Source organism: Paraburkholderia sp. RHO2, from assembly GCF_050955445.1.
Lineage (GTDB): Bacteria > Actinomycetota > Actinomycetes > Mycobacteriales > Mycobacteriaceae > Prescottella > Prescottella agglutinans_A.
The window spans coordinates 1,959,342-1,979,853 of record NZ_CP162617.1; the positions used below are offsets into that span (position 1 = coordinate 1,959,342).

The 20,512-nt window shown below is 69.3% G+C and carries 16 protein-coding genes and 1 tRNA gene; 12 read left to right on the forward strand and 5 right to left on the reverse strand.

Annotated features, from left to right (window positions below; genetic code table 11):
• Positions 1 to 58: 58 nt before the first annotated feature.
• A complete protein-coding gene (locus ABTV10_RS09090; RefSeq protein ID WP_499034135.1) occupies positions 59 to 3,364 on the reverse strand; it encodes an arabinosyltransferase domain-containing protein in 3,306 nt (1,101 codons plus the stop codon).
• 90 nt (positions 3,365 to 3,454) lie between these two features.
• On the opposite strand from ABTV10_RS09090, the gene ABTV10_RS09095 reads away from it, so the two are divergent.
• Together ABTV10_RS09095 and ABTV10_RS09100 are read left to right on the forward strand one after the other, a co-directional pair.
• Positions 3,455 to 4,492, forward strand: a complete 1,038-nt coding sequence (locus tag ABTV10_RS09095) for a TIGR03617 family F420-dependent LLM class oxidoreductase (RefSeq protein WP_499034142.1) — start codon at positions 3,455 to 3,457, stop codon at positions 4,490 to 4,492.
• Positions 4,489 to 5,757: a hypothetical protein gene (locus tag ABTV10_RS09100; RefSeq protein WP_499034144.1), complete on the forward strand. Its 1,269-nt coding sequence runs from the start codon at positions 4,489 to 4,491 to the stop codon at positions 5,755 to 5,757. The genes ABTV10_RS09095 and ABTV10_RS09100 overlap by 4 nt, the downstream gene beginning before the upstream one ends.
• A gap of 62 nt (positions 5,758 to 5,819) precedes the next feature.
• On the opposite strand, the gene ABTV10_RS09105 is transcribed toward ABTV10_RS09100, so the two are convergent.
• The 3 genes from ABTV10_RS09105 to ABTV10_RS09115 all read right to left on the reverse strand — a co-directional run bounded on the left by ABTV10_RS09105 (position 5,820) and on the right by ABTV10_RS09115 (position 7,715).
• Positions 5,820 to 5,892: transfer RNA gene (locus ABTV10_RS09105), tRNA-Arg, on the reverse strand.
• A 170-nt stretch (positions 5,893 to 6,062) separates the two neighbouring features.
• The gene (locus ABTV10_RS09110) at positions 6,063 to 6,788 is read right to left on the reverse strand and encodes a DUF305 domain-containing protein (protein WP_499034146.1); all 726 of its coding nucleotides are present in this window, start codon (positions 6,786 to 6,788) and stop codon (positions 6,063 to 6,065) included.
• A 9-nt stretch (positions 6,789 to 6,797) separates the two neighbouring features.
• On the reverse strand, positions 6,798 to 7,715 hold the full coding sequence (locus ABTV10_RS09115) for a thioredoxin-like domain-containing protein (RefSeq protein ID WP_499034149.1): 918 nt from the start codon (positions 7,713 to 7,715) through the stop codon (positions 6,798 to 6,800).
• 167 nt (positions 7,716 to 7,882) lie between these two features.
• Between ABTV10_RS09115 and argS the strand changes: the two genes are divergently transcribed.
• The 8 genes from argS to prfA all read left to right on the forward strand — a co-directional run bounded on the left by argS (position 7,883) and on the right by prfA (position 18,363).
• On the forward strand, positions 7,883 to 9,535 hold the full coding sequence (gene argS, locus ABTV10_RS09120) for an arginine--tRNA ligase (RefSeq protein WP_499034151.1): 1,653 nt from the start codon (positions 7,883 to 7,885) through the stop codon (positions 9,533 to 9,535).
• Complete coding sequence (lysA, locus tag ABTV10_RS09125) at positions 9,532 to 10,953, forward strand: diaminopimelate decarboxylase (RefSeq protein ID WP_499034153.1); 1,422 nt, start codon at positions 9,532 to 9,534, stop codon at positions 10,951 to 10,953. The genes argS and lysA overlap by 4 nt, the downstream gene beginning before the upstream one ends.
• On the forward strand, positions 10,950 to 12,263 hold the full coding sequence (locus ABTV10_RS09130; protein ID WP_433611814.1) for a homoserine dehydrogenase: 1,314 nt from the start codon (positions 10,950 to 10,952) through the stop codon (positions 12,261 to 12,263). Before lysA ends, ABTV10_RS09130 begins: the two co-directional genes overlap by 4 nt.
• Positions 12,260 to 13,363, forward strand: coding sequence for a threonine synthase (gene thrC / locus ABTV10_RS09135; protein ID WP_433611815.1), 1,104 nt, complete (start codon positions 12,260 to 12,262; stop codon positions 13,361 to 13,363). The genes ABTV10_RS09130 and thrC overlap by 4 nt, the downstream gene beginning before the upstream one ends.
• 35 nt (positions 13,364 to 13,398) lie before the next feature.
• On the forward strand, positions 13,399 to 14,331 hold the full coding sequence (gene thrB / locus ABTV10_RS09140; protein ID WP_433611817.1) for a homoserine kinase: 933 nt from the start codon (positions 13,399 to 13,401) through the stop codon (positions 14,329 to 14,331).
• Between the two features lie 328 nt (positions 14,332 to 14,659).
• Positions 14,660 to 16,729, forward strand: a complete 2,070-nt coding sequence (gene rho, locus ABTV10_RS09145; RefSeq protein WP_499034157.1) for a transcription termination factor Rho — start codon at positions 14,660 to 14,662, stop codon at positions 16,727 to 16,729.
• 159 nt (positions 16,730 to 16,888) lie between these two features.
• Positions 16,889 to 17,122: a 50S ribosomal protein L31 gene (rpmE, locus tag ABTV10_RS09150; protein WP_127917483.1), complete on the forward strand. Its 234-nt coding sequence runs from the start codon at positions 16,889 to 16,891 to the stop codon at positions 17,120 to 17,122.
• 161 nt (positions 17,123 to 17,283) lie between these two features.
• A complete protein-coding gene (prfA, locus tag ABTV10_RS09155) occupies positions 17,284 to 18,363 on the forward strand; it encodes a peptide chain release factor 1 (protein WP_499034160.1) in 1,080 nt (359 codons plus the stop codon).
• A 6-nt stretch (positions 18,364 to 18,369) separates the two neighbouring features.
• On the opposite strand, the gene ABTV10_RS09160 is transcribed toward prfA, so the two are convergent.
• Positions 18,370 to 18,777, reverse strand: coding sequence for a hypothetical protein (locus ABTV10_RS09160; protein ID WP_499034161.1), 408 nt, complete (start codon positions 18,775 to 18,777; stop codon positions 18,370 to 18,372).
• Between the two features lie 142 nt (positions 18,778 to 18,919).
• Between ABTV10_RS09160 and prmC the strand changes: the two genes are divergently transcribed.
• Entirely contained in the window at positions 18,920 to 19,813 is an 894-nt protein-coding gene (gene prmC / locus ABTV10_RS09165; protein ID WP_499034164.1) for a peptide chain release factor N(5)-glutamine methyltransferase, read from the forward strand.
• 33 nt (positions 19,814 to 19,846) lie between these two features.
• Positions 19,847 to 20,509, forward strand: coding sequence for an L-threonylcarbamoyladenylate synthase (locus ABTV10_RS09170; protein WP_433611827.1), 663 nt, complete (start codon positions 19,847 to 19,849; stop codon positions 20,507 to 20,509).
• Positions 20,510 to 20,512: the final 3 nt, after the last annotated feature.

Below are 20,512 nucleotides of genomic sequence, written 5' to 3' on the forward strand. Positions count from 1 at the left end.
GTATTACGCACCGGCGACCGAAGTCAAGGGCGAACCGAGAAAAAACCCGGTCGAGCCGTCAGTAGTGCAGCACCATCGGACCCGGACTCCACAGGCCCGAGCGTCGTTCGGTGACGACAGTGACGTCAGCTGGGACGGCCGAGTCGGCGCGGGGCTCGAACTGTTCGATCTCGCCCCAGTCACGGCGCCAGTCGTTGTCCAGATACGACGGGATCGTGCGGGCCGTCAGTAGTTGGTCGGTCCAGCCGAGCGGGCCCCCGCCGAAGTGGTCCTGCCACAGGTTCGTCGACACCGCGCCACCGCGATCCGGCAGGATCCGGTACTGAGGTACCTCCGCGACACCCTCGTGATGAGTGAACGGCTGCTGACACGGGAACTGGAGTCCCACCGCCCAATCCGCGAGCACCGGGGTGCTCGAGCCGACCACGTCGTTCAGTGTCCGGGTCTGCGGCACGCGCGGGGGAGTAACCGCCAGCCACTGGTCCGGGTCACGGTTGTCGTCGGACGCGACCAGGCGGACCGTGTCGGCCTGCGCCGGCAACTGGTCGAGTGGCACCCGTAGGTTCCGCCACGACGGCGCCGGACCGATGTCGAGCGGCGTGGCACTTCCGAGGACGGTTACTGATCCGTCGGGCTGCCGAACGCCGTACTCGATCTCGAGATTCTGGCCGGGCGTGACGATGCCGTCGCGATCGACGGACCGGATCCGACCGGCGGCAGCGATCGAGACGATGTCGCCCCGCGAGCCGTCGGCTCCGACCGCCGGCAGGCTGTACCAGTCGCTGACCAGCGACGCGGGCGACTGCTCGCCGCTACGGTAGCTGCCAAGCACTGGGGTCGTGGCGGGATCGAGCCCGTACGGCAACGCGACCGTGCTGCCGTTGATGCCGACGGCGCCCTCACCACCGCCGGTGCCGGCAGAGGCCTCGGTCGATGTTGGCTTTGAGTCGGAATCGACGAGATTGGCAGCGCCCGAGGCGGCCGTTCCCGCGTCGGCGCTGAGGTCGGACGCGACTCCGTTCGGGGCGAAACCGGGGGACCCGTCGCCCGCCAGCGCCGAGGCAATACTGCCCGAGAGCGGTTGCAGCATAGAAGCGTTTGGATCCGTCTCGAGCAGCACGTCATTCGCGAGTCCGCAGTTCTGCCCGCGCAACGCATCGATGTTGGATCGGGCCAGCGAGTACGCCGGGTACTGTGCGACCGCGCCCTTCGCGAGCGAGAGTACCTCGAACAGCACCATCGCGGCCGCGGCGATCGTCAGCGGCGGCAGCGCCCACGCCCACCGGCTACTGGATCCGGGTGGGGGTACCCGTGAGTCGTGGAGGTGACACCATGCCGCGACTGCGAGCATGAGGATCGTCGCGCCGAACAGGATGGTCCCGGCGCCCGTGCCTGCGATCGAGGGTGGCTTGTCCCACCACATCACACCCCATGCCGACACGTACCAGTAGTTGTTGGTTCCGGTGAACGACATCGCCATGAGGAACAGCACCGCCGCCGTGAACAGCGCCCGGTTGCGGGGCGAGCGCAGCGCCGCCGTGCTCACCGCGACGGCCGTCAGTACCGCAAGTGCTCCGGCCAGCCCGGCGAAGACACCGAGATGGTGCGTCCACTTGGTGGGCGTGAACATCATCAGTGCGACGGCGCCGAGCGTGACCCCGATGATCCGGCGCGACGGACCGGCCGAGGTGCCAGGAATACGTCCGCCCTTGCGGAGTATCGCCAGGATGCCGACCACGAGACCGAGGAACATCACGAAGATGCCGAACCGGCGCGACAGCGAACCGTCAGCGGTGTAGTTCAGCAGCCACTGGTACCTCAGATACTCGGTGAACCACTTCTCGTTCGGAAGGCCCGCGGCGTGCGCGTCCTGCATCGTCGGGACGATCGCGAGGGTCTGGTCGGCGAAAAGCGCGACTAGGATGGCGCTGCCGGAGGCTACGAGTGGCAGCAGGAGCGCCGCGTAGCCGACCGCTTTGGCGCGAGCGACGAGGATCCGCAGCAGCGGCCGAGCTCCGGCGAGCAACGCTGCGAAGCAGATGATTCCGGACGGGCCCACCGAGAGCGTCGCGGCCGCGACGAGGATCGCGACCGCCGCCGGCAGCAGGCGCCGGGTCGCGATGGCGCGTTCGATCGAGCACCACGTGAGCAGCACACCGGCCGCGACGATCGGCTCCGGCCGCAGGCCGTTGTTGTAGGGCAACCACACCGCGAGGAAGGCCAGGGCCCCGGTCCACAGCGCGATCCTGCTCGTGCGTGCTGCGACACCGAGTCGTGGCACCACCTCGCGGCTGAGCACCATCCATGTGACGATGCCCGCCAGCAGCGCCGGCAGGCGCACCCACACGCTCGCGCTCCAGATGTCGTCGAGCAGGCCGAAGATGTAGTAGTACGGCGTGCCGAACGGCGTCTCGGGCACGGAGAAGTAGCGGAAGTAGTTCGACATGTAGCCGGACGACTGTGCCGAGCGGGCCATCGTGTACTGGTAGCCGTCGTCGGCGGTGGTGGCGCCGATGAAGTGCCACAGGACGAGCGTGCCGAGGACAACGGCGTCGGCGATGCCGAACCGCCACCAGCGGGCGGGCAGGAACCGTCGGGCACGCCGACCGTCGGAACAGTCGAGACGGTGCAGCGCAACCAGACTCACGAGCGTCGCGAGGACCGCCACGATCATCGCGACGACCTTGATCGGCGTCGGCGAGGACGAGAATCGCGAGTCGATCTCGGCGTTCACCTGCAATCCGGCCGGAGCGGCGCTGTCGAGATCGCTGAACACGCCCACCATCTGGGGGCGGAAGTCGCCGTCGAGGGTCTTGGACGGAATCGTCTCGGCGGCCGGAGAACCGGTGACCGACACGACCGTGCGGGAAGAGTTCGACGAGATCGTCACGGCGCAGTCGGCGCCGGTGAGGTCCGAGAGGGGAGCGGAGAGCAACGCGGTGTCGCGCAGGATCACCTCGAGACGTGCGGGTGTGTCCCCGGACGCCGCCACCGTCTTCGCGACCAACCCGTACCGCTCCGCGCCCGGCGCGCCGGCCGGTATCGTGGCCGCGACGAATCCGCCGGAGTCGAGACGCTGCGCCGCCGAACACGGAATCCGGGCGTCGAACGTCAGCGGAGCGTACGACACCAGTGGCGCCTCGACGCTCGTCGTCACGCCGTTCTGCGGCCACGACAGCGAAGACTGCTCCTGATCGACCGGCAGCAGCGGAATTGCCACCGCCGACAGCACACCGATCACCGCCGCGACGATCGCGATCACGCGCGCCTGCGCCAGCCCCCACCGTCCCGGACGTGCCGGTTCGGCGCCCCGTGTCGGATCTCCCGCGGATGTCTGCTCCGCCCCCACCATGCTCTCGACCACGAGAAGCGATGGTAACGGCAATCACACCCGCCGCGGGCACACTCACCGTGCCGCCGCGAAATCCGGCAATTCGCCGGGTAGAACGGACGGATGAAGGTCTACACCGGAACCGACGCCGCCATCGATCCGGCGGCGGTCGCCGACCTCGCCCGCCGCGCCGAGGCGGCCGGCTACGACGGTCTGCACGTGTCGGAGACCGTTCACGATCCGTTCCTCCTCGCGCTGCTGGCGCTGCAGGCCACCGAACGGATCGTCGTCCGCACGTCGGTGGCGCTGGCGTTCGTGCGCAGTCCCCTGCTGACCGCGTACACGGCGTGGGACCTGTCGAAGCTGTCGGGCGGGCGGTTCCACCTCGGACTCGGCAGCCAGATCCGGCAGAACATCGAGGAGCGGTACGCCATGGAGTGGTCGGCGCCCGCGGCCCGCATGCGCGAGTACGTCGGCGTGGTCCGCGCGGCGTTCGAGACCTTCCGCACCGGCGAACTCGTTGCCTACGAGGGGGATCGATACCGGTTCACCCGGATGCAGCCGTACTTCAACCCCGGACCCGACAGCGCCACCGCGATCCCGCCGATCTACCTCGGTGGTGTCGGGCAGCGCATGGTGAAGGTCGCGGGGGAGTGCGCGGACGGCCACGTCACGCACCCCACCAACTCGGACCCGCGGTATCTCGCCGACGAGTGCCTGCCGGTGCTCGCCGAGGGCGCCGCCGCGGCCGGACGTGCGCTCGACGGCTTCGACGTGGTCGCCGGACTGCAGGTGATCACCGGGGCGACCGACGAGGACGTGGCCGCGGAGCGTGAGCGGCGACGTCGGCTCTTCGCCTTCCTGTACTCGACTCCCGCGTACCGAGGCGCCCTGGAGCGGCACGGATTCCCCGACCTCCAGGGACAATTAGCCGACCTGGTCCGCCGTGAGAACTGGGATCGGTTGCGCGACATCGTGACCGACGATGTCCTCGGTGCGATCGTGCCCACCGCGCGCTACGCCGAGTTGGCCGACGTGGTTCGCGGCCGCCTCGACGGCGTCGCGCAGAGTGTCACGCTGGCGCTGCCGGAGAACCCCGACCACGATCGGCGCATGGCGGACGTGATCGCCGAACTGCAGGCCGGACAAGGAGTGGAATGAGCCGTCTCGCTCGGATCGTGCCCGTGCTCGCGGCACTCGTGTGCGGTGCGCTCGCCGGCCGCGTGCTGTGGTCGCCGCTGCCCGACGACTACGTCAGGGCCGAGAGTGCCCTGCCCGCAGCCCTCGTCACGAACGGTGCGGGTATCGCGGCCGCGGCCGCCGTGGCGGTGTCGGTCACGGTGGTGTTGGTACGTCAGCGCTCGGCGACGTTGGTGGCGGCAACTGCTCTCTCGGGACTGCTTCTGCTCGTGCTACCGGAGGTCGTGGTGTATCCCGAGGACCCGGCGGTTCTGCTGTACTCGAACGCCGTTGGCGCAGGCTTGGTCCTGGGGGCTCTCTCGCCTCTCGCCGCTCGCGACCGGGATGCTCAGGCCGGGCTTGCGGCGGGCGCCGTGGGTGCATTCCTGCTGTCGGCTTCCTTCTCCGAGGTGCGTGGCTCCAGGTCGGCGGACTTCGGTTGGGCCGCGTACACCCCGCTGACGTCGCTCGAGCCCGCGGCGCCGTCGGGCGTGGTGGGCCTGTGGCCGGTCGTCGCCGCGGCGGTTCTGGTCGTCCTGGCAGCCCTCCTCGACCGGAGGACGTCCTGGACTGCGCGGGTCGATACCCGCTGGCTCGCTGCCGCGGCCGCACTACCGGTCGCAATCTACGCCGTCGGGTGGATCGTGATGGAGTCCGGACTGCAGCCCGAATCGTGGTACCTCTATGCCGGTCTGGTGACGACGGTCGTGGCCTGGCTCGCATGGCAACTGCCCGGGAACGACGGGCGCGCGGTGTTCGCGGGTGCCGCGGTTCTCGCTGCCGCGATCGCGGGAACGCCGTCGACGAGCACGGATTGGTGGACCGTCGCGATACCCGCCGCCCTGATCGTTGTCGGCCTCGCGCTTGGCGTCCGGTGGCCGGTTCCGACGGTCGGTTTCGGGTTGCTCGCGGTCGGCGCGGCGGCGTCGCTCGTGGCTCCGGAGCAGTGGGACATCCACGCGATCGCCTACATGTTCCTACTGCCCGCCGCCGCGGGGTTCGTCGCGGGATCCTGCCTCCCCACATCGGCTCCGGCCTCGACGGTCGGGCTTGCGCTGCCGTTCACAGTCTCGATCCCGGGTGTCGTCGTCATGACCGGGGTGGTTCCCGAGCACTACGTGGACTACGGGCCCACCCTCGAATCGCAGATGCCGGGCGCCACGTCGGTTGTCGTGGCGGCGCTCGCAGTCATCGTCCTGTGCGGCGTGGGCGCGTGGGGACTCGACCTGCGATCCGCGGCACGCTGAACCGGTACCGGCCCGGAAAAGGCCGAAGGCCCCACTCTCGAACGAGAGTGGGGCCTTCCGTGTGCCCCCGGCAGGATTCGAACCTGCGGCCTTTCGCTCCGGAGGCGAACGCTCTATCCCCTGAGCTACGGGGGCGCACCGGAATTCTCCGGTGTGCCAGTGGGCGGAGTTAGCGTAGCGCATTGTCGGCGATCATCCACATCGCCTGGTAGATCGGCCTTTTTTGCGCTGCTGTGAGAGCGGAACGAGGCCGGGCGGAGCTTCCGCGGGGAAGCGCCGCCCGGCCCTGAGTCCACCGCAGACCGCTAGTTCATCGGCAGCGGTGCCGCGCCGCGCTCGGAGAGCATGCTCGTCATGAGCGTCGATTCGCCCTGCTGGGTCTCGACCATCGTCTTCGCCAGGTTGCGGACCGCAGGAACGTCCGCGTACTGGGCGCCGTACTCCATCATCGGCAACCCGCCCTGATGGTGACGCAGCATCAACTGGAGGAACATCACGTCGAGGTCGCGGCCCGACGCCTGACCCAGCGCCGACATCTCCGCGGGGGTCGCCATGCCCGGCATCGTGCCGGGGTCGTGCGCCATCGGGGTGGCGGTGCCGGTCGTTCCGTGACCCGAATGGCCACCGTGGTCGTCACCCTCGGTCATCCACGTCATGTATCCGCCGGTCGGCAGCGGTGCACGATCCCACAGCGCGAGCCAGCCCTGCATCTGCCCGACCTGGTTCTGCTGGGTCGTGAGGATGTCGTACGCGAGGTTCTTCACGGCCGTGTCGCCCGACTTCGTGAGCGCGATGGTGGCCATGTCGATCGCCTGATTGTGGTGCACCGTCATGTCCTGCGAGAACCCGACGTCCACCGAATCGGCGCTGGGAGCGGCCGATTCGCCGTCGTCGATCGGGAGCCGCGCGAAGAACCCGAGTGCGAACCCGATGGCCAGGACGCCGATCAGCCCGACGACCGCCAGGGCCGTGCGCTGGCTGCGCTTGCTCGGTGCCGTCTCGCCGGAGCTCTGTGTGTCGATCTCGGTCATGATCGTGTGTCAGCCGTTTCCGCCGGCACCGGGCTGCGGCGCACCGGCCGGCAGCTGCATGTCGGTCGGTGGCTGCATGTCGGTCGGCAGGCCGGCGGCGCCGCCGACCTCACTGCTGTCGGGCGTGATGCCGCCACCGTCCATCGGCACGGCGTCCGGGCCCGGGGCGCTCGGATCGAACGGCGGCGGGTTCTTCGGATCGAACGAGTCGGGGATCGTCGAGCAGCTCGCGCCCACCTCGGGGTACTCGTAGCGGTTCAGCCGCAGCGCGGTGATGAACTGGTCGATGCGCTTGTCGTCGGCGGTGTCGAGCTTGAGCTGGTGGCCCCACGACTGCAGCGAGATCGGGGTGTCCAGACCCGGGTACGGCGACATCAGCATGTAGCCGGAGTTGTCCTCCACCCGCTCGACGAGCTGCTGGCGCTGGTCGTCGGTGACCTTGTCCGGGTTGTAGGTGATCCAGATGGCGCCGTGCTCGAGCGAATGGACGGCATTCTCGGTACGGATCGGATCGGCGTACACGGTGCTCATGCACGTGGCCCAGATCGCGTCGTGCGGCCCGCCGAACGGGGGTGACTGGTCGTAGGCGACGCGCTGCGTCGGCTGGATGTGCACACCGGCCGGGTAGTCGACCGTGACGACGCCGTCGATCGCGGTCGACGGATCCTGGTTGGATTCGGACGGCGCGTACTTGTCGGCCTCCGCCTTCTCCTGGTACTTCGGCACCAGGTTGACGGCGAGGACGGCAATGAGCGCGACGACCGCCACGACGGCGCCGATGGTCAGCCACGGCAGCTGGCGCGGCGTGGCGCCACCACGCTTCGCCGCGGGCACGCCACCCTGCTTGTTGGCCGCCTTGATGGCCTTGGCTGACTTGGCCCCCGTGTTCTTACTGCCGGGACCGCGATTTTCCGAACCGCTGGGCATCGATGTGTGCTCTTTCGGTGATTGGACAAGGGCGTCCCCGAGGGGTAATGAGTCTCGTGGGCCCAATCACTGTACGTTCCCACCCTGAGGGAAACCTGGGAGAGCCCGATCCTGGTAATCGGCACTGGTTATCCGGCCCGGAGCCCCACGCAATAAGATGGACTCCTGTGACTCCAGCCGACCTTGCCGAACTGCTCCGAGGAACCGCCGCGAAGGTGCTCGCCGAGCACGGACTCGACGTTTCCGTACTGCCCGCGACACTCACGGTCGAGCGTCCCCGCAACCCCGAGCACGGTGACTACGCCACCAATGTGGCGATGCAGGTCGCCAAGAAGGCCGGCACCAACCCGCGCGATCTGGCCACGTGGCTGGCCGCCGCTCTGACGGCCGCCGACGGCATCGAGTCGGCCGAGGTCGCGGGTCCCGGCTTCCTCAACATCCGCCTTGCCGCCGACGCCCAGGGCGCGATCGTCGCGAAGGCACTCGCTGAGGGCGCGGCCTACGGCGCCGGCGACTCGCTCGCAGGTAAGCGCATCAACCTCGAGTTCGTCTCGGCGAACCCCACCGGCCCCATTCACCTCGGTGGCACCCGCTGGGCCGCGGTCGGCGACGCCCTCGGCCGGATCCTGTCCACCCAGGGCGCGGACGTGACGCGCGAGTACTACTTCAACGACCACGGCGCCCAGATCGACCGCTTCACGCGCTCGCTCATCGCAGCGGCCAAGGGCGAGCCCGCCCCCGAGGACGGCTACGCCGGCGACTACATCGTCGACATCGCCGCCGAGGTGCAGAAGCAGGCGCCCGGCGCCCTCGACCTGCCCGACGCCGAGCGTCACGAGACCTTCCGGTCCATCGGCGTCGAGCTGATGTTCGCGCACATCAAGCGCACCCTGCACGAGTTCGGAGTCGATTTCGACGTCTACTTCCACGAGAACTCGCTGTTCGAATCGGGCGCCGTGGCGAAGGCCGTCGAGACCCTCAAGGACTCGGGCAACCTCTACCACGAGGACGGCGCGTGGTGGCTCAAAAGCACCGACTTCGGTGACGACAAGGACCGCGTCGTCATCAAGTCCGACGGCAACGCCGCGTACATCGCCGGCGACATCGCCTACTTCCAGGACAAGCGCGCCCGCGGCTTCGACCTGTGCATCTACATGCTCGGCGCCGACCACCACGGCTACATCGGCCGCCTCAAGGCGGCGGCGGCCGCGTTCGGCGACGACCCGGACACCGTCGAGGTCATGATCGGCCAGATGGTCAACCTCGTCCGCGCGGGTGCCGCGGTGAAGATGAGCAAGCGTGCCGGCACCGTCATCACCCTCGACGACCTCGTCGAGGCGATCGGGGTCGACGCCGCCCGCTACTCGCTGGTGCGCTCGTCGGTGGACCAGAGCATCGACATCGACCTCGAGCTGTGGACGAGCACCAGCAACGAGAACCCGGTGTACTACGTCCAGTACGCCCACGCGCGCCTGTGCTCGATCGGACGCAACGCCGCCGACCTCGGGTTGAGCTCGCAGAACCCGAACCTCGGCCTGCTCACGCACGACCGCGAGGGCGACCTGATCCGCACGATCGGCGAGTACCCGCGCGTCGTCGCGAAGGCCGCCGAGCTGCGTGAGCCGCACCGCATCGCGCGGTACCTCGAGGAGCTCGCCGGCACCTACCACCGCTTCTACGACGCGTGCCGCATCCTGCCGCAGGGCGACGAGGAGGCCACCGACCTGCACACCGCGCGCCTCGCGCTGTGCGACGCGTCGCGTCAGGTCCTCGCCAACGGCCTCGAGCTGCTCGGCGTCAGCGCACCGGAGCGGATGTGAACGCGCACCCCGCCGGACCCCGGCACGCCGAGATCCCGCACGCCCCGGGGCTGCCCCCGCGCCCGGTGACGTCGTCCGAGATGACGACGCTGCCCGCGCAGGTGTGGCCCCGAGGGGCCGAGCGCGGCGACGACGGCGTCGTCCGCCTGGCCGGCGTCCCCGTCACCGAGCTCGCCGAGAGGTACGGCACACCGCTGTTCGTAATCGACGAAGACGACTTCCGGTCCCGCTGCCGCGAAATGGCGAGCGCGTTCGGCGGCGCCGAGCGTGTGCACTACGCGTCCAAGGCGTTCCTGTCCGCGGAGATTGCCCGTTGGGTGCGCGACGAGGGCCTGTCGATGGACGTGGCGTCCGGCGGTGAACTCGCCGTGGCGCTGCACGCCGGCTTCCCCGCCGAGCGGATCACTATGCACGGCAACAACAAGTCCGTCGCCGAGCTCGAGACCGCGGTCACGGCCGGCGTCGGGCACATCGTGCTCGACTCGATGGTCGAGATCGACCGCCTCGACGGGGTCGCGGCTCGTCACGGCATCGTGCAGGACGTCCTGATCCGCATCACCGTCGGTGTCGAGGCCCACACGCACGAGTTCATCGCGACCGCCCACGAGGACCAGAAGTTCGGCTTCTCGCTGTCCGGCGGCAACGCGATGGCCGCCGTCGAGCGGGTCTTCGCCACCGACAACCTGCGCCTGGTCGGTCTGCACAGCCACATCGGCTCGCAGATCTTCGAGGTCGACGGCTTCGAGCTGGCGGCGCATCGCGTCATCGGCCTGATGCGCGAGATCGTCGACCGGTTCGGTGCCGAGAAGACGGCGCAGCTGTCGATCGTCGACCTCGGTGGCGGTCTCGGCATCTCGTACCTGCCCAGCGACAACCCGCCGCCGGTCGACGAGCTCGCGGCCAAGCTCGCGCACATTGTCGCGACCGAGTCGAAGTCCGCGGGCCTGCCGGTTCCAACGCTCATGGTCGAGCCCGGCCGCGCCATCGCCGGCCCCGGTACCGTCACGCTGTACGAGGTCGGCACTATCAAGGACGTCACCCTCGATGCGGGTGCGACCCGCCGATACATCAGCGTCGACGGCGGAATGAGTGACAATATCCGCACGTCGCTGTACCAGGCGGAATACGATGCCCGTCTGGTCTCGCGCGCCAGCGAGGGCGAGCCGGTGGTCGCGCGTGTCGTGGGCAAACACTGTGAAAGTGGTGACATCGTCATCCGGGACGCATGGATGCCGGACGACCTCGGTCCCGGAGATCTGCTCGCGGTCGCCGCGACCGGCGCGTACTGCTACTCGATGTCGAGCCGGTACAACCTGCTCACGCGACCCGCGGTGGTGGCGGTGCGGGACGGTGCTTCGCGCCTAATCTTGCGTAGGGAAACTGTGGAAGATCTGCTCAGCTTGGAGGTTACGGAGTGACCAGCGAATCGGCGCAGCGCGCCATCGGGGTGGCTGTTCTCGGCCTCGGGACCGTGGGCAGCGAGGTGGCCCGGATCATCCGGGAGCACTCGTCGGACCTCGAGGCCCGAGTCGGTGCACGCCTGGAACTGCGTGGTGTGGCGGTGCGCCGCATCGACGGCGATCGTGGCGTACCGCAGGAACTGCTGACGACCGACGCGGAAGCGTTGGTGACGCGCGACGACGTCGACGTCGTCGTCGAGGTGATCGGCGGCATCGAATTGCCGCGCAAGTTGGTGCTCGCCGCGCTCAACGCGGGCAAATCGGTCGTCACCGCCAACAAGGCGCTGCTCGCCGAGTACACCGGTGAACTCGCCGAGGCCGCCGAGCGCGAGAGCGTCGACCTGTACTTCGAGGCGGCGGTCGCCGGCGCGATCCCGGTGATCCGCCCGTTGACGCAGTCGCTCGCCGGCGACCGGGTCGATCGGGTGCTCGGCATCGTGAACGGCACCACCAACTTCATCCTGTCCGCGATGGACGAGACCGGCGCCGACTACGCCGAGACGCTCGCCGAGGCCGGCCGCCTGGGCTACGCGGAGGCCGACCCCACCGCCGACGTCGAGGGCTTCGACGCCGCGTCGAAGGCCGCGATCCTCGCGTCGATCGCGTTCCACACCCGCGTCACCGCCGGTGACGTGTACCGCGAGGGCATCTCGAAGATCTCGTCCGCCGATCTGGACGCCGCCAAGTCGCTCGACTGCACCATCAAGCTGCTGTCGATCTGCGAGCGGATCGTCGACGGCGACGGCAGCGAGCGCGTCTCCGCCCGCGTGTACCCGGCCCTCGTCCCGCGTGAGCACCCGCTCGCCGGCGTCAACGGCGCGTACAACGCCGTCGTCGTCGAGTCGGCCAACGCCGGTCGGCTGATGTTCTACGGCCAGGGCGCCGGCGGTGCCCCCACCGCTTCCGCGGTCATGGGCGATGTCGTCATGGCCGCACGCAACAAGGTGCACGGCGGACGCGGTCCGCGCGAGTCCAAGTACGCGGACCTGGCCATCGCGCCGATGGGGGACATCCCGACCCGTTACTACGTCAACATGCAGGTGGCCGACCGCGCCGGTGTGCTCTCGGCGGTCTCCGCCGAGTTCGCCAAGCGTGGCGTCAGCATCTCCACGGTCCGTCAGGAGGGTGCCGGTGACGGCGCGCGCCTGGTGGTCGTCACCCACCTCGCGACCGACGCGGCACTGGCGGAAACGGTTGCCGCCCTTGCCGAACTCGAATCTGTAACCGCTGTGACCAGCGTGCTCCGACTGGAAGGTACCTCCGAATGACCGGCGCCAACTCCAAGGCCGACACCAAGGCGACCCCCGTCCACACCCCGTGGCCGGGACTGATCGAGGCCTACCGCGACCGGCTCGCGATCGGACCGAACTGGAAGACCGTCACGCTGCGTGAGGGCGGCACGCCGCTGCTGCCGGCCGGCCACCTGTCGGAGCTCACCGGGTGCGAGGTGTACCTCAAGGTCGAGGGCCTCAACCCGACCGGTTCGTTCAAGGACCGCGGTATGACGATGGCCGTCACCGACGCCCTGGCCCGCGGTCAGCGCGCCGTCCTGTGCGCCTCCACCGGCAACACCTCGGCCTCCGCCGCCGCGTACGCCGCCAAGGCCGGCATGGGCTGCGCCGTGCTGGTCCCGCAGGGCAAGATCGCGATGGGCAAGCTCGCGCAGGCCGTCATGCACGGTGCGCGAATCATCCAGGTGCAGGGCAACTTCGACGACTGCCTCGAGCTGGCTCGCAAGACCACCTCCGAGTTCCCGACGATCGGTCTGGTCAACTCGGTCAACCCGGTCCGCATCGAGGGGCAGAAGACCGCCGCGTTCGAGATCTGCGACGCGCTCGGCAAGGCCCCCGACGTGCACGCGCTGCCCGTCGGCAACGCCGGCAACATCACCGCCTACTGGCGCGGCTACTCCGAGTACTTCGCCGACGGCATCACCTCGGTCCGTCCGCGAATGCTCGGTGTCCAGGCGGCTGGTGCGGCGCCGCTGGTCCAGGGTGCCCCGGTCAAGGATCCCGAGACCATCGCGACCGCGATCCGCATCGGCGCGCCCGCGTCGTGGGACGGCGCCGTGGCCGCCAAGGAGGAGTCGAACGGCGCGTTCCGTGCGGCGACCGACGAGGAGATCCTCGAGGCGTACCGCCTGATCGCCGCGACCGAGGGCGTCTTCGTCGAGCCGGCGTCCGCCGCGAGTGTCGCCGGTCTGCTCGCCGCCCGCAAGGAGGGTTGGCTGGATTCGGGCCTGACCGTCGTGTGCACCGTCACCGGTAACGGGCTCAAGGATCCCGACACCGCGCTCGCGGGTATGCCTGCGGTGCAGCCCATTCCGGTCGATCCGGTCGCCGTGGCGTCGGCCCTCGAGCTGGCGTAGTGACCACGGCTCCGGACACGGCAGTGAACCAGGCGATGACTCAGACCCTCCCCACCGGACTCACGGTGACCGCGCGTGTTCCCGCGTCGAGCGCGAATCTCGGACCGGGATTCGACACGCTGGGTCTCGCGCTCGGTCTGTACGACGAGATCACTGTCACGACCACGGATTCGGGACTGACGATCCGAGTCGAAGGCGAAGGTGCGGACGACGTGCCGTGGGGTCCGTCCCACCTTGTCGTCCGCGCCATCGAGCGGGGCCTGGAAGCGGCAGGTCTGTGGGCCGACGGTCTGGACGTGGTGTGCCGGAACGCCATTCCCCACTCGCGGGGGCTGGGCTCGTCCGCGTCGGCGGCGGTCGGCGGCCTGGCCGCGGCCAACGGCCTGGCCCGCAAGGCGGCGCCCGAGTTGGCGCTGACCGACGCCCAGCTGGTCCAGCTGTCATCCGAGTTCGAGGGACACCCGGACAACGCCGCGGCCAGTGTCCTCGGCGGCGTGGTCGTGTCGTGGAGCGAGACGGAGATCGACGACGAGTCGCAGCGTCTCTACAACGCGGTGCGGCTGTCGGTCCACCCGGACGTGCGGGTCGTGGTGCTGGTCCCGTCGGAGAGGTCGTCGACCGCGCTCACCCGGGGGCTGCTGCCGGAGACCGTGCCGCATCGCGACGCGGCGTTCAACGTCAGCCGCGGTGCCCTCGCGGTGGTCGCGCTCACGCAGCGTCCCGATCTGCTGATGACGGCCACCGAGGACAAGCTGCACCAGGCGCAGCGCGCACCGGCGCTTCCGCTGACGACGCGGTGGATCGCGAAGCTGCGCGATGCCGGGATCGCGGCCACCGTCTCGGGTGCCGGCCCGACCGTGCTGGCGCTGTCCGACCAGCCGTTCCCGGACGCGCTCCGCAGCGAAGCCGAGCAGGACGGACTGCGGGTCCTCGAGCTCGAGATCGCTGACGGCGTGCAGGTGAACTGAATCGGACGCGCTCAGGATTGGTTACCCATCGGTTCTTGCCGAGTAGGGCATTCGCCGCTATCCTGAGCGTGTCCGTCCATCGTGCGCTTCAGACGCCGGTGCTTCACCAGGGCAATCACTCCATTTCTTCGGGGTATACCTGGCATGATCCTCACGCAAGTCGCTGCGTTGATCGATCGACAGCACTCGCCTTCTCGGGTGATGTGATGGGGGACAAGCCGAAATTCCATCCAGCGGATACGGCCACATCCGAGTTCAGTTGTCTACTGGACTGCGGGACGAACCCTCGACTTTGCGCAGCGCGAGCGAGGGAAGGGAAAGGACCTCCGTGACCGATACGGACCTGATTGCCACGCCTGTTCAAGATTCCCCGGCAGAGGCCGCGGGTACCCGGGCTGGTAATCCTCCACAGACTTCTGACGCTGCACCGCGCGAGGGCGCGGTCGCCGCGTCGACCAAGCGCGCCGACGCTCGTCGTGGCGCCGGACTCTCCGGAATGGTGCTCGCCGAGCTGCGTTCGCTCGCGGGTGAACTCGGCATCAAGGGCACCTCGGGGATGCGCAAGGGCGATCTGATCGCCGCTATCAAGGAGCGGCAGGGCGGCGGCGCCGCCAAGTCCGCGAACGGCACGTCGGCGCCTGCCGCCGAGGCTCCCGCTGCGGAGAAGCCGGCCACTCGCAAGGAGCAGGCCGCGTCGGCCCCAGCCGAAATCGACACGCAGGACGCCGACGCCGACCAGGCGCCGCGCCGCGGACGTCAGCGCCGCGGGGCGTCCCGCCGCGCGGGTGCCCCCGAGTCGTCGGGTGCCGATTCCACCGACACCGCGTCGACCGGCACGGCGACCGAGACCGCGCCGGCCGAGAACCGCGTCGCCGAGGTCAAGGACGGCGAAGCCAAGGACACCAAGCAGGGCGAGTCGCGCGAGCAGGGCAAGGACCAGCAGGCCGACGAGCGCGGCGAGCGCGGCGGACGTCGTGAGCGCGGCGACCGAGGTGAGCGCGGCGACCGTGGTGAGCGCGGCGACCGTGGTGAGCGCGGCGACCGTGGTGAGCGCGGCGACCGTGGTGAGCGCGGCGACCGTGGTGAGCGCGGCGACCGCAGCCAGGGCGGTAGCGGTCCGCGTGGCGAGCGCCGTGACGGCGACGACGAAGAGGGCGGTCGCGGACGTCGCGGACGTCGCTTCCGCGAGCGGCGTCGTGGTCGCGACCGCGGCGAGGCGGGGGAGGGCCGCGAACCCGAGATCCGCGAGGACGATGTCCTGCAGCCCGTCGCCGGCATCCTCGACGTGCTCGACAACTACGCGTTCGTGCGCACCTCCGGCTACCTGGCCGGCCCGAACGACGTGTACGTCTCGATGAACCTCGTTCGCAAGAACGGCCTGCGCCGCGGTGACGCAATCACCGGTGCGGTCCGTGTCCCGCGGGAGGGCGAGCAGGGCAACCAGCGTCAGAAGTTCAACCCGCTGGTCCGCCTGGACACCGTCAACGGGCACGATCCCGAGGCGGCCCGTAAGCGTCCGGAGTTCAACAAGCTCACGCCGCTGTACCCGAACCAGCGTCTGCGTCTCGAGACGACGCCGAACATCCTGACGACGCGTGTGATCGATCTGGTCATGCCGATCGGCAAGGGGCAGCGCGCGCTCATCGTGTCGCCGCCGAAGGCCGGTAAGACCACCGTCCTGCAGGACATCGCGAACGCGATCTCGGTCAACAACCCCGAGTGCTACCTGATGGTCGTCCTGGTCGACGAGCGTCCGGAAGAGGTCACCGACATGCAGCGGTCGGTGAACGGCGAGGTCATCGCCTCGACGTTCGACCGCCCGCCGGCCGATCACACCTCGGTTGCCGAGCTCGCCATCGAGCGGGCCAAGCGCCTGGTGGAACAGGGCCGCGACGTCGTCGTGCTGCTCGACTCGATCACCCGGCTGGGTCGCGCGTACAACAACTCGTCGCCGGCCTCCGGACGCATCCTCTCCGGTGGTGTCGACTCGACGGCGCTGTACCCGCCCAAGCGTTTCCTGGGCGCCGCGCGCAACATCGAGAACGGTGGCTCGCTGACCATCATCGCTTCCGCCCTGGTGGAGACCGGGTCCACCGGTGACACCGTGATCTTCGAGGAGTTCAAGGGCACCGGCAACGCCGAGCTCAAGCTCGACCGCAAGATCGCCGAGCGGCGCGTGTTCCCGGCCGTCGACGTCAACTTGTCGAGTACCCGTAAGGACGAGCTCCTGATGAGCCCCGACGAGTTCGCCGTCGTGCACAAGCTGCGGCGGGTGCTGTCCGGTCTGGACACGCACCAGGCGATCGACCTGCTCGTCGACCGGCTCAAGAAGAGCAAGAGCAACGTCGAGTTCCTCATGACGGTTTCGAAGACCGCCCCGGGCTCGCTCGCGGACTGACGTCCGATCGGCGCCCGTCGGGAATCTTCCCGGCGGGCGGCGCGTTTAGGAGAAGCACCGGCGATCTGGCAGAATGATCGACCGCGTGACAACTATGTCCGGTTCCGGTTCACGGCCTCGAACGGCGAGGTCGACCCGGCGGCCATTGAAAGGGACACCATGAAGGCTGGAATTCACCCCGAGTACGTTGCGACGACCGTCGTGTGCGGTTGCGGCAACACGTTCGAGACCCACAGCACCGCGCAGAGCGGACGGATCACCGTCGAAGTTTGCTCGCAGTGCCACCCGTTCTACACCGGCAAGCAGAAGATCCTCGACACCGGCGGCCGCGTCGCTCGCTTCGAGGCTCGCTACGGCAAGCGTGCCCCCAAGAAGGCCGCTGCCGACCAGTAGCTGCCCCGCCGACGCCCGTCCTGCGAATCGCAGGCCGGGCGTCGGCCTTTTTGTGGCACTACAGCTGTGCCTCCCCGATCCGCGTTTGGCGCACTTGCCGCGGTTCGGAGGGCCTCGTCAACACCGACAAGTGCGCTCATCGCGGAAAACAGGAGCCAACCATGGCAGGGACGACGCAGCCGTCGGCGATCGACGACATCCTGGCCGAGCACGCGGGTCTGGAGCAGCAACTTGCTGATCCGGCGTTGCACAACGATCCGGCAGCGGCACGCAGGGCGGGCAAGCGCTTCGCCGAACTCGCACCTGTCATGGCCACCTACACCAAGCTCAAAGCCGCCCAGGAGGACCTCGAAGCCGCCCGTGAGCTGGCCGCCGACGATTCCGCGTTCGCTGCCGAGGTTCCCGTCCTCGAGGAGGCGGTGGCCGAACTCGACAAGACGCTGACCGACCTGCTCGCCCCGCGTGACCCGCACGACGCCGACGACGTCGTGCTCGAGCTCAAGTCCGGCGAGGGCGGCGAGGAATCCGCGCTGTTCGCGTCCGACCTCGCGCGCATGTACGTCCGCTACGCCGAACGCGCCGGCTGGCGCGTCGAGATCCTCGACGCCACCGTGTCCGACCTCGGCGGCTACAAGGACGCCACGATCTCGATCAAGTCGAAGGGCGACGTCCGCGACGGCGTCTGGTCGCGCCTCAAGTTCGAGGGCGGCGTGCACCGAGTGCAGCGTGTCCCGGTGACCGAGTCGCAGGGCCGCGTGCACACGTCCGCGGCGGGTGTCCTCATCTACCCGGAGCCGGAGGAGGTCGAGGAGGTGCAGATCGACGAGACCGACCTGCGCATCGACGTCTACCGGTCGTCGGGCAAGGGCGGCCAGGGCGTCAACACCACCGATTCCGCGGTCCGCATCACGCACCTGCCGACGGGCATCGTCGTGACGTGCCAGAACGAGCGTTCGCAGCTGCAGAACAAGGCGCGCGCCATGCAGGTGCTCGCGGCGCGGCTGCAGGCAGCGGCCGAGGAGGCCGCCGACGCCGAGGCGTCCGCCGGACGCCAGAGCCAGATCCGCACGGTCGACCGTTCCGAGCGCATCCGCACCTACAACTTCCCCGAGAACCGCATCACCGATCACCGCATCGGGTTCAAGGCGCACAACCTCGACGCGGTGCTCGACGGCGACATGGGCGCGCTGCTCGACGCCCTCGGTCAGGCCGACCGCGAGGCCCGCCTCGCCGCAGAGTGAGCGACGTCAGGGCACGACGGTCGTAGCGACGCCGCCCTGCACCAGAACGCACGGTTGGCCGGCACCGTTCGTGTAGACGCCGTCGAGCACGGTGACGACGGTGCCGGGTCCGGTGTTCGCGACGAACTCGGCCCGGGTGCCGTTGTTGGTGAGTGTGGCGATGCCGTTGGCGCCCGTGCTGGTGTTGGTCCACACGACGCGGCCCCCGCCGGCCGGAGGGCCTTCGGGGACGCTGATCGCCAAGCGACCACCCGGTAGGGGAGTGGCGTCGGCCGGGGCCATCCCGTTGGGGCAGATCGCCGGCGCGGGTTGCACGTCGAACGGCGCGGCGAACGCGATCGCCGGTCCGATCGAGATGGTGGCTGTGGTGAGAAATGCGGCGGCGAGCACGCGGGCCGCTGTGGCGGAGAACATGGGACGTTTCCTTCGTCCGACCTCGGTCTGACGATAACCAGACCGGTCGCATTTTATCGCCGGTGGGGCCTCGGGAACCGTGGTGCAAGCCGACCGGCACCTATCCGTGCTGTGTCCGTGACCGACGTGGCAGTCTGTACGCGTGAGTCGACAACCTCTCCGCCTGGCCATCATCGAGGCAGCTGCCGAGTTGGAGCGGGCGGGGGTTCCCTCGGCCCGCGTGGACGCCGAACTTCTCGCCGCCCATCTGCTGGGTGTGGAGCGAACCCGCCTGGGCCTGGTGCCGCTCGTCGATCCGTCGGTGATAGACGAGTACCGCACGCTGGTGGCCCGTCGAGCCGAGCGGATCCCGCTGCAGTACATCACCGGTTCGACCGCGATGGGCAACGTCTCCCTCGAGGTGGGGCCCGGCGTGTTCGTGCCCCGGCCGGAGACCGAGCTGCTGCTCGCGTGGGCGCTCGCCCAGCTCGAGGCGAGTGGTCGACGCGCCCCGGTGGTGATGGACCTGTGCACCGGGTCGGGGGCGCTCGCACTCGCGATCGCGCATGCTCGCCCGGACGCCACCGTGCACGCGGTGGAACTGGAACCGCGGGCGCTGGCATGGGCGCGACGGAACGCCGATCGGCGCGGGGCGGCCGGGGACACGCCGATCAATCTGGTGCAGGGCGACGTCACCGACCGCGGCCTGCTGACCGCGCTCGAGGGCGGCGTCGACCTGATCGTGTCCAATCCGCCGTATATCCCGGAAGGTGCGGTGCTCGATCCCGAGGTCGCCGACCACGATCCGCACTCGGCGCTGTTCGGCGGCGCCGACGGTCTGTCCGTGATCAAGCCCATGGTCAACAACATCGCGCGGTGGCTGCGCATCGGTGGCGTCGTGGGCGTCGAGCACGACGACACCAACGGTGCGCAGGTCGCGGAGCTGTTCCGGGCCCGTCGGGTGTTCGGTCACGTCGCGGAGCATCCGGACCTCGCCGGCCGGCCCCGTTTCGTCGTGGCGCAGCGTGTCGCGACGGACGTCGAGGCAGCGCGATGACGGCGGCTCGAACGTGAGTGAAAGGATGGGGGCGTGAGCACTGTCTACGACTGCAAGGATCCCGACAACCGCGAAGCGGGGCTGACCGCCGCGAAGAACGCGCTCAAGGCGGGTCGGCTCGTCGTCCTCCCGACCGACACCGTGTACGGCCTGGGCGCCGACGCGTTCGACGGCGACGCCGTCGCGAGCCTGCTGCGTGCGAAGGGCCGCGGTCGTGACATGCCCGTCCCGGTCCTGGTCGGCTCATGGACCACCATCGACGGTCTCGTGTACTCGGTTCGCCCGCAGGCCCGGGACCTCATCAAGGCCTTCTGGCCGGGTGGGCTGAGTGTGGTTGTGCAGCAAGCACCTTCGCTGGCATGGGACCTCGGTGACAGCCGCGGCACCGTCATGCTCCGGATGCCGCTGCACCCGGTGGCGCTCGAGTTGCTGCGCGAGGTCGGACCGATGGCGGTCTCGAGCGCGAACATTTCCGGACGGCCCGCCGCAACGACGGTGGACGAGGCGCGGGATCAGTTGGGCGGTGCGGCCAGCGTGTACCTCGACGGTGGAACGGCCACGCACGCCGTTGCGTCGACGATCGTCGACCTCACAGCGGACGAGCCGCGGATCCTGCGCGAGGGCGCCGTCGCGACCGCCGACGTGGCCGAGGTGCTCGGAGTGACCGTCGAGAGCCTGCTCCCGGATGGAAAGTGACCG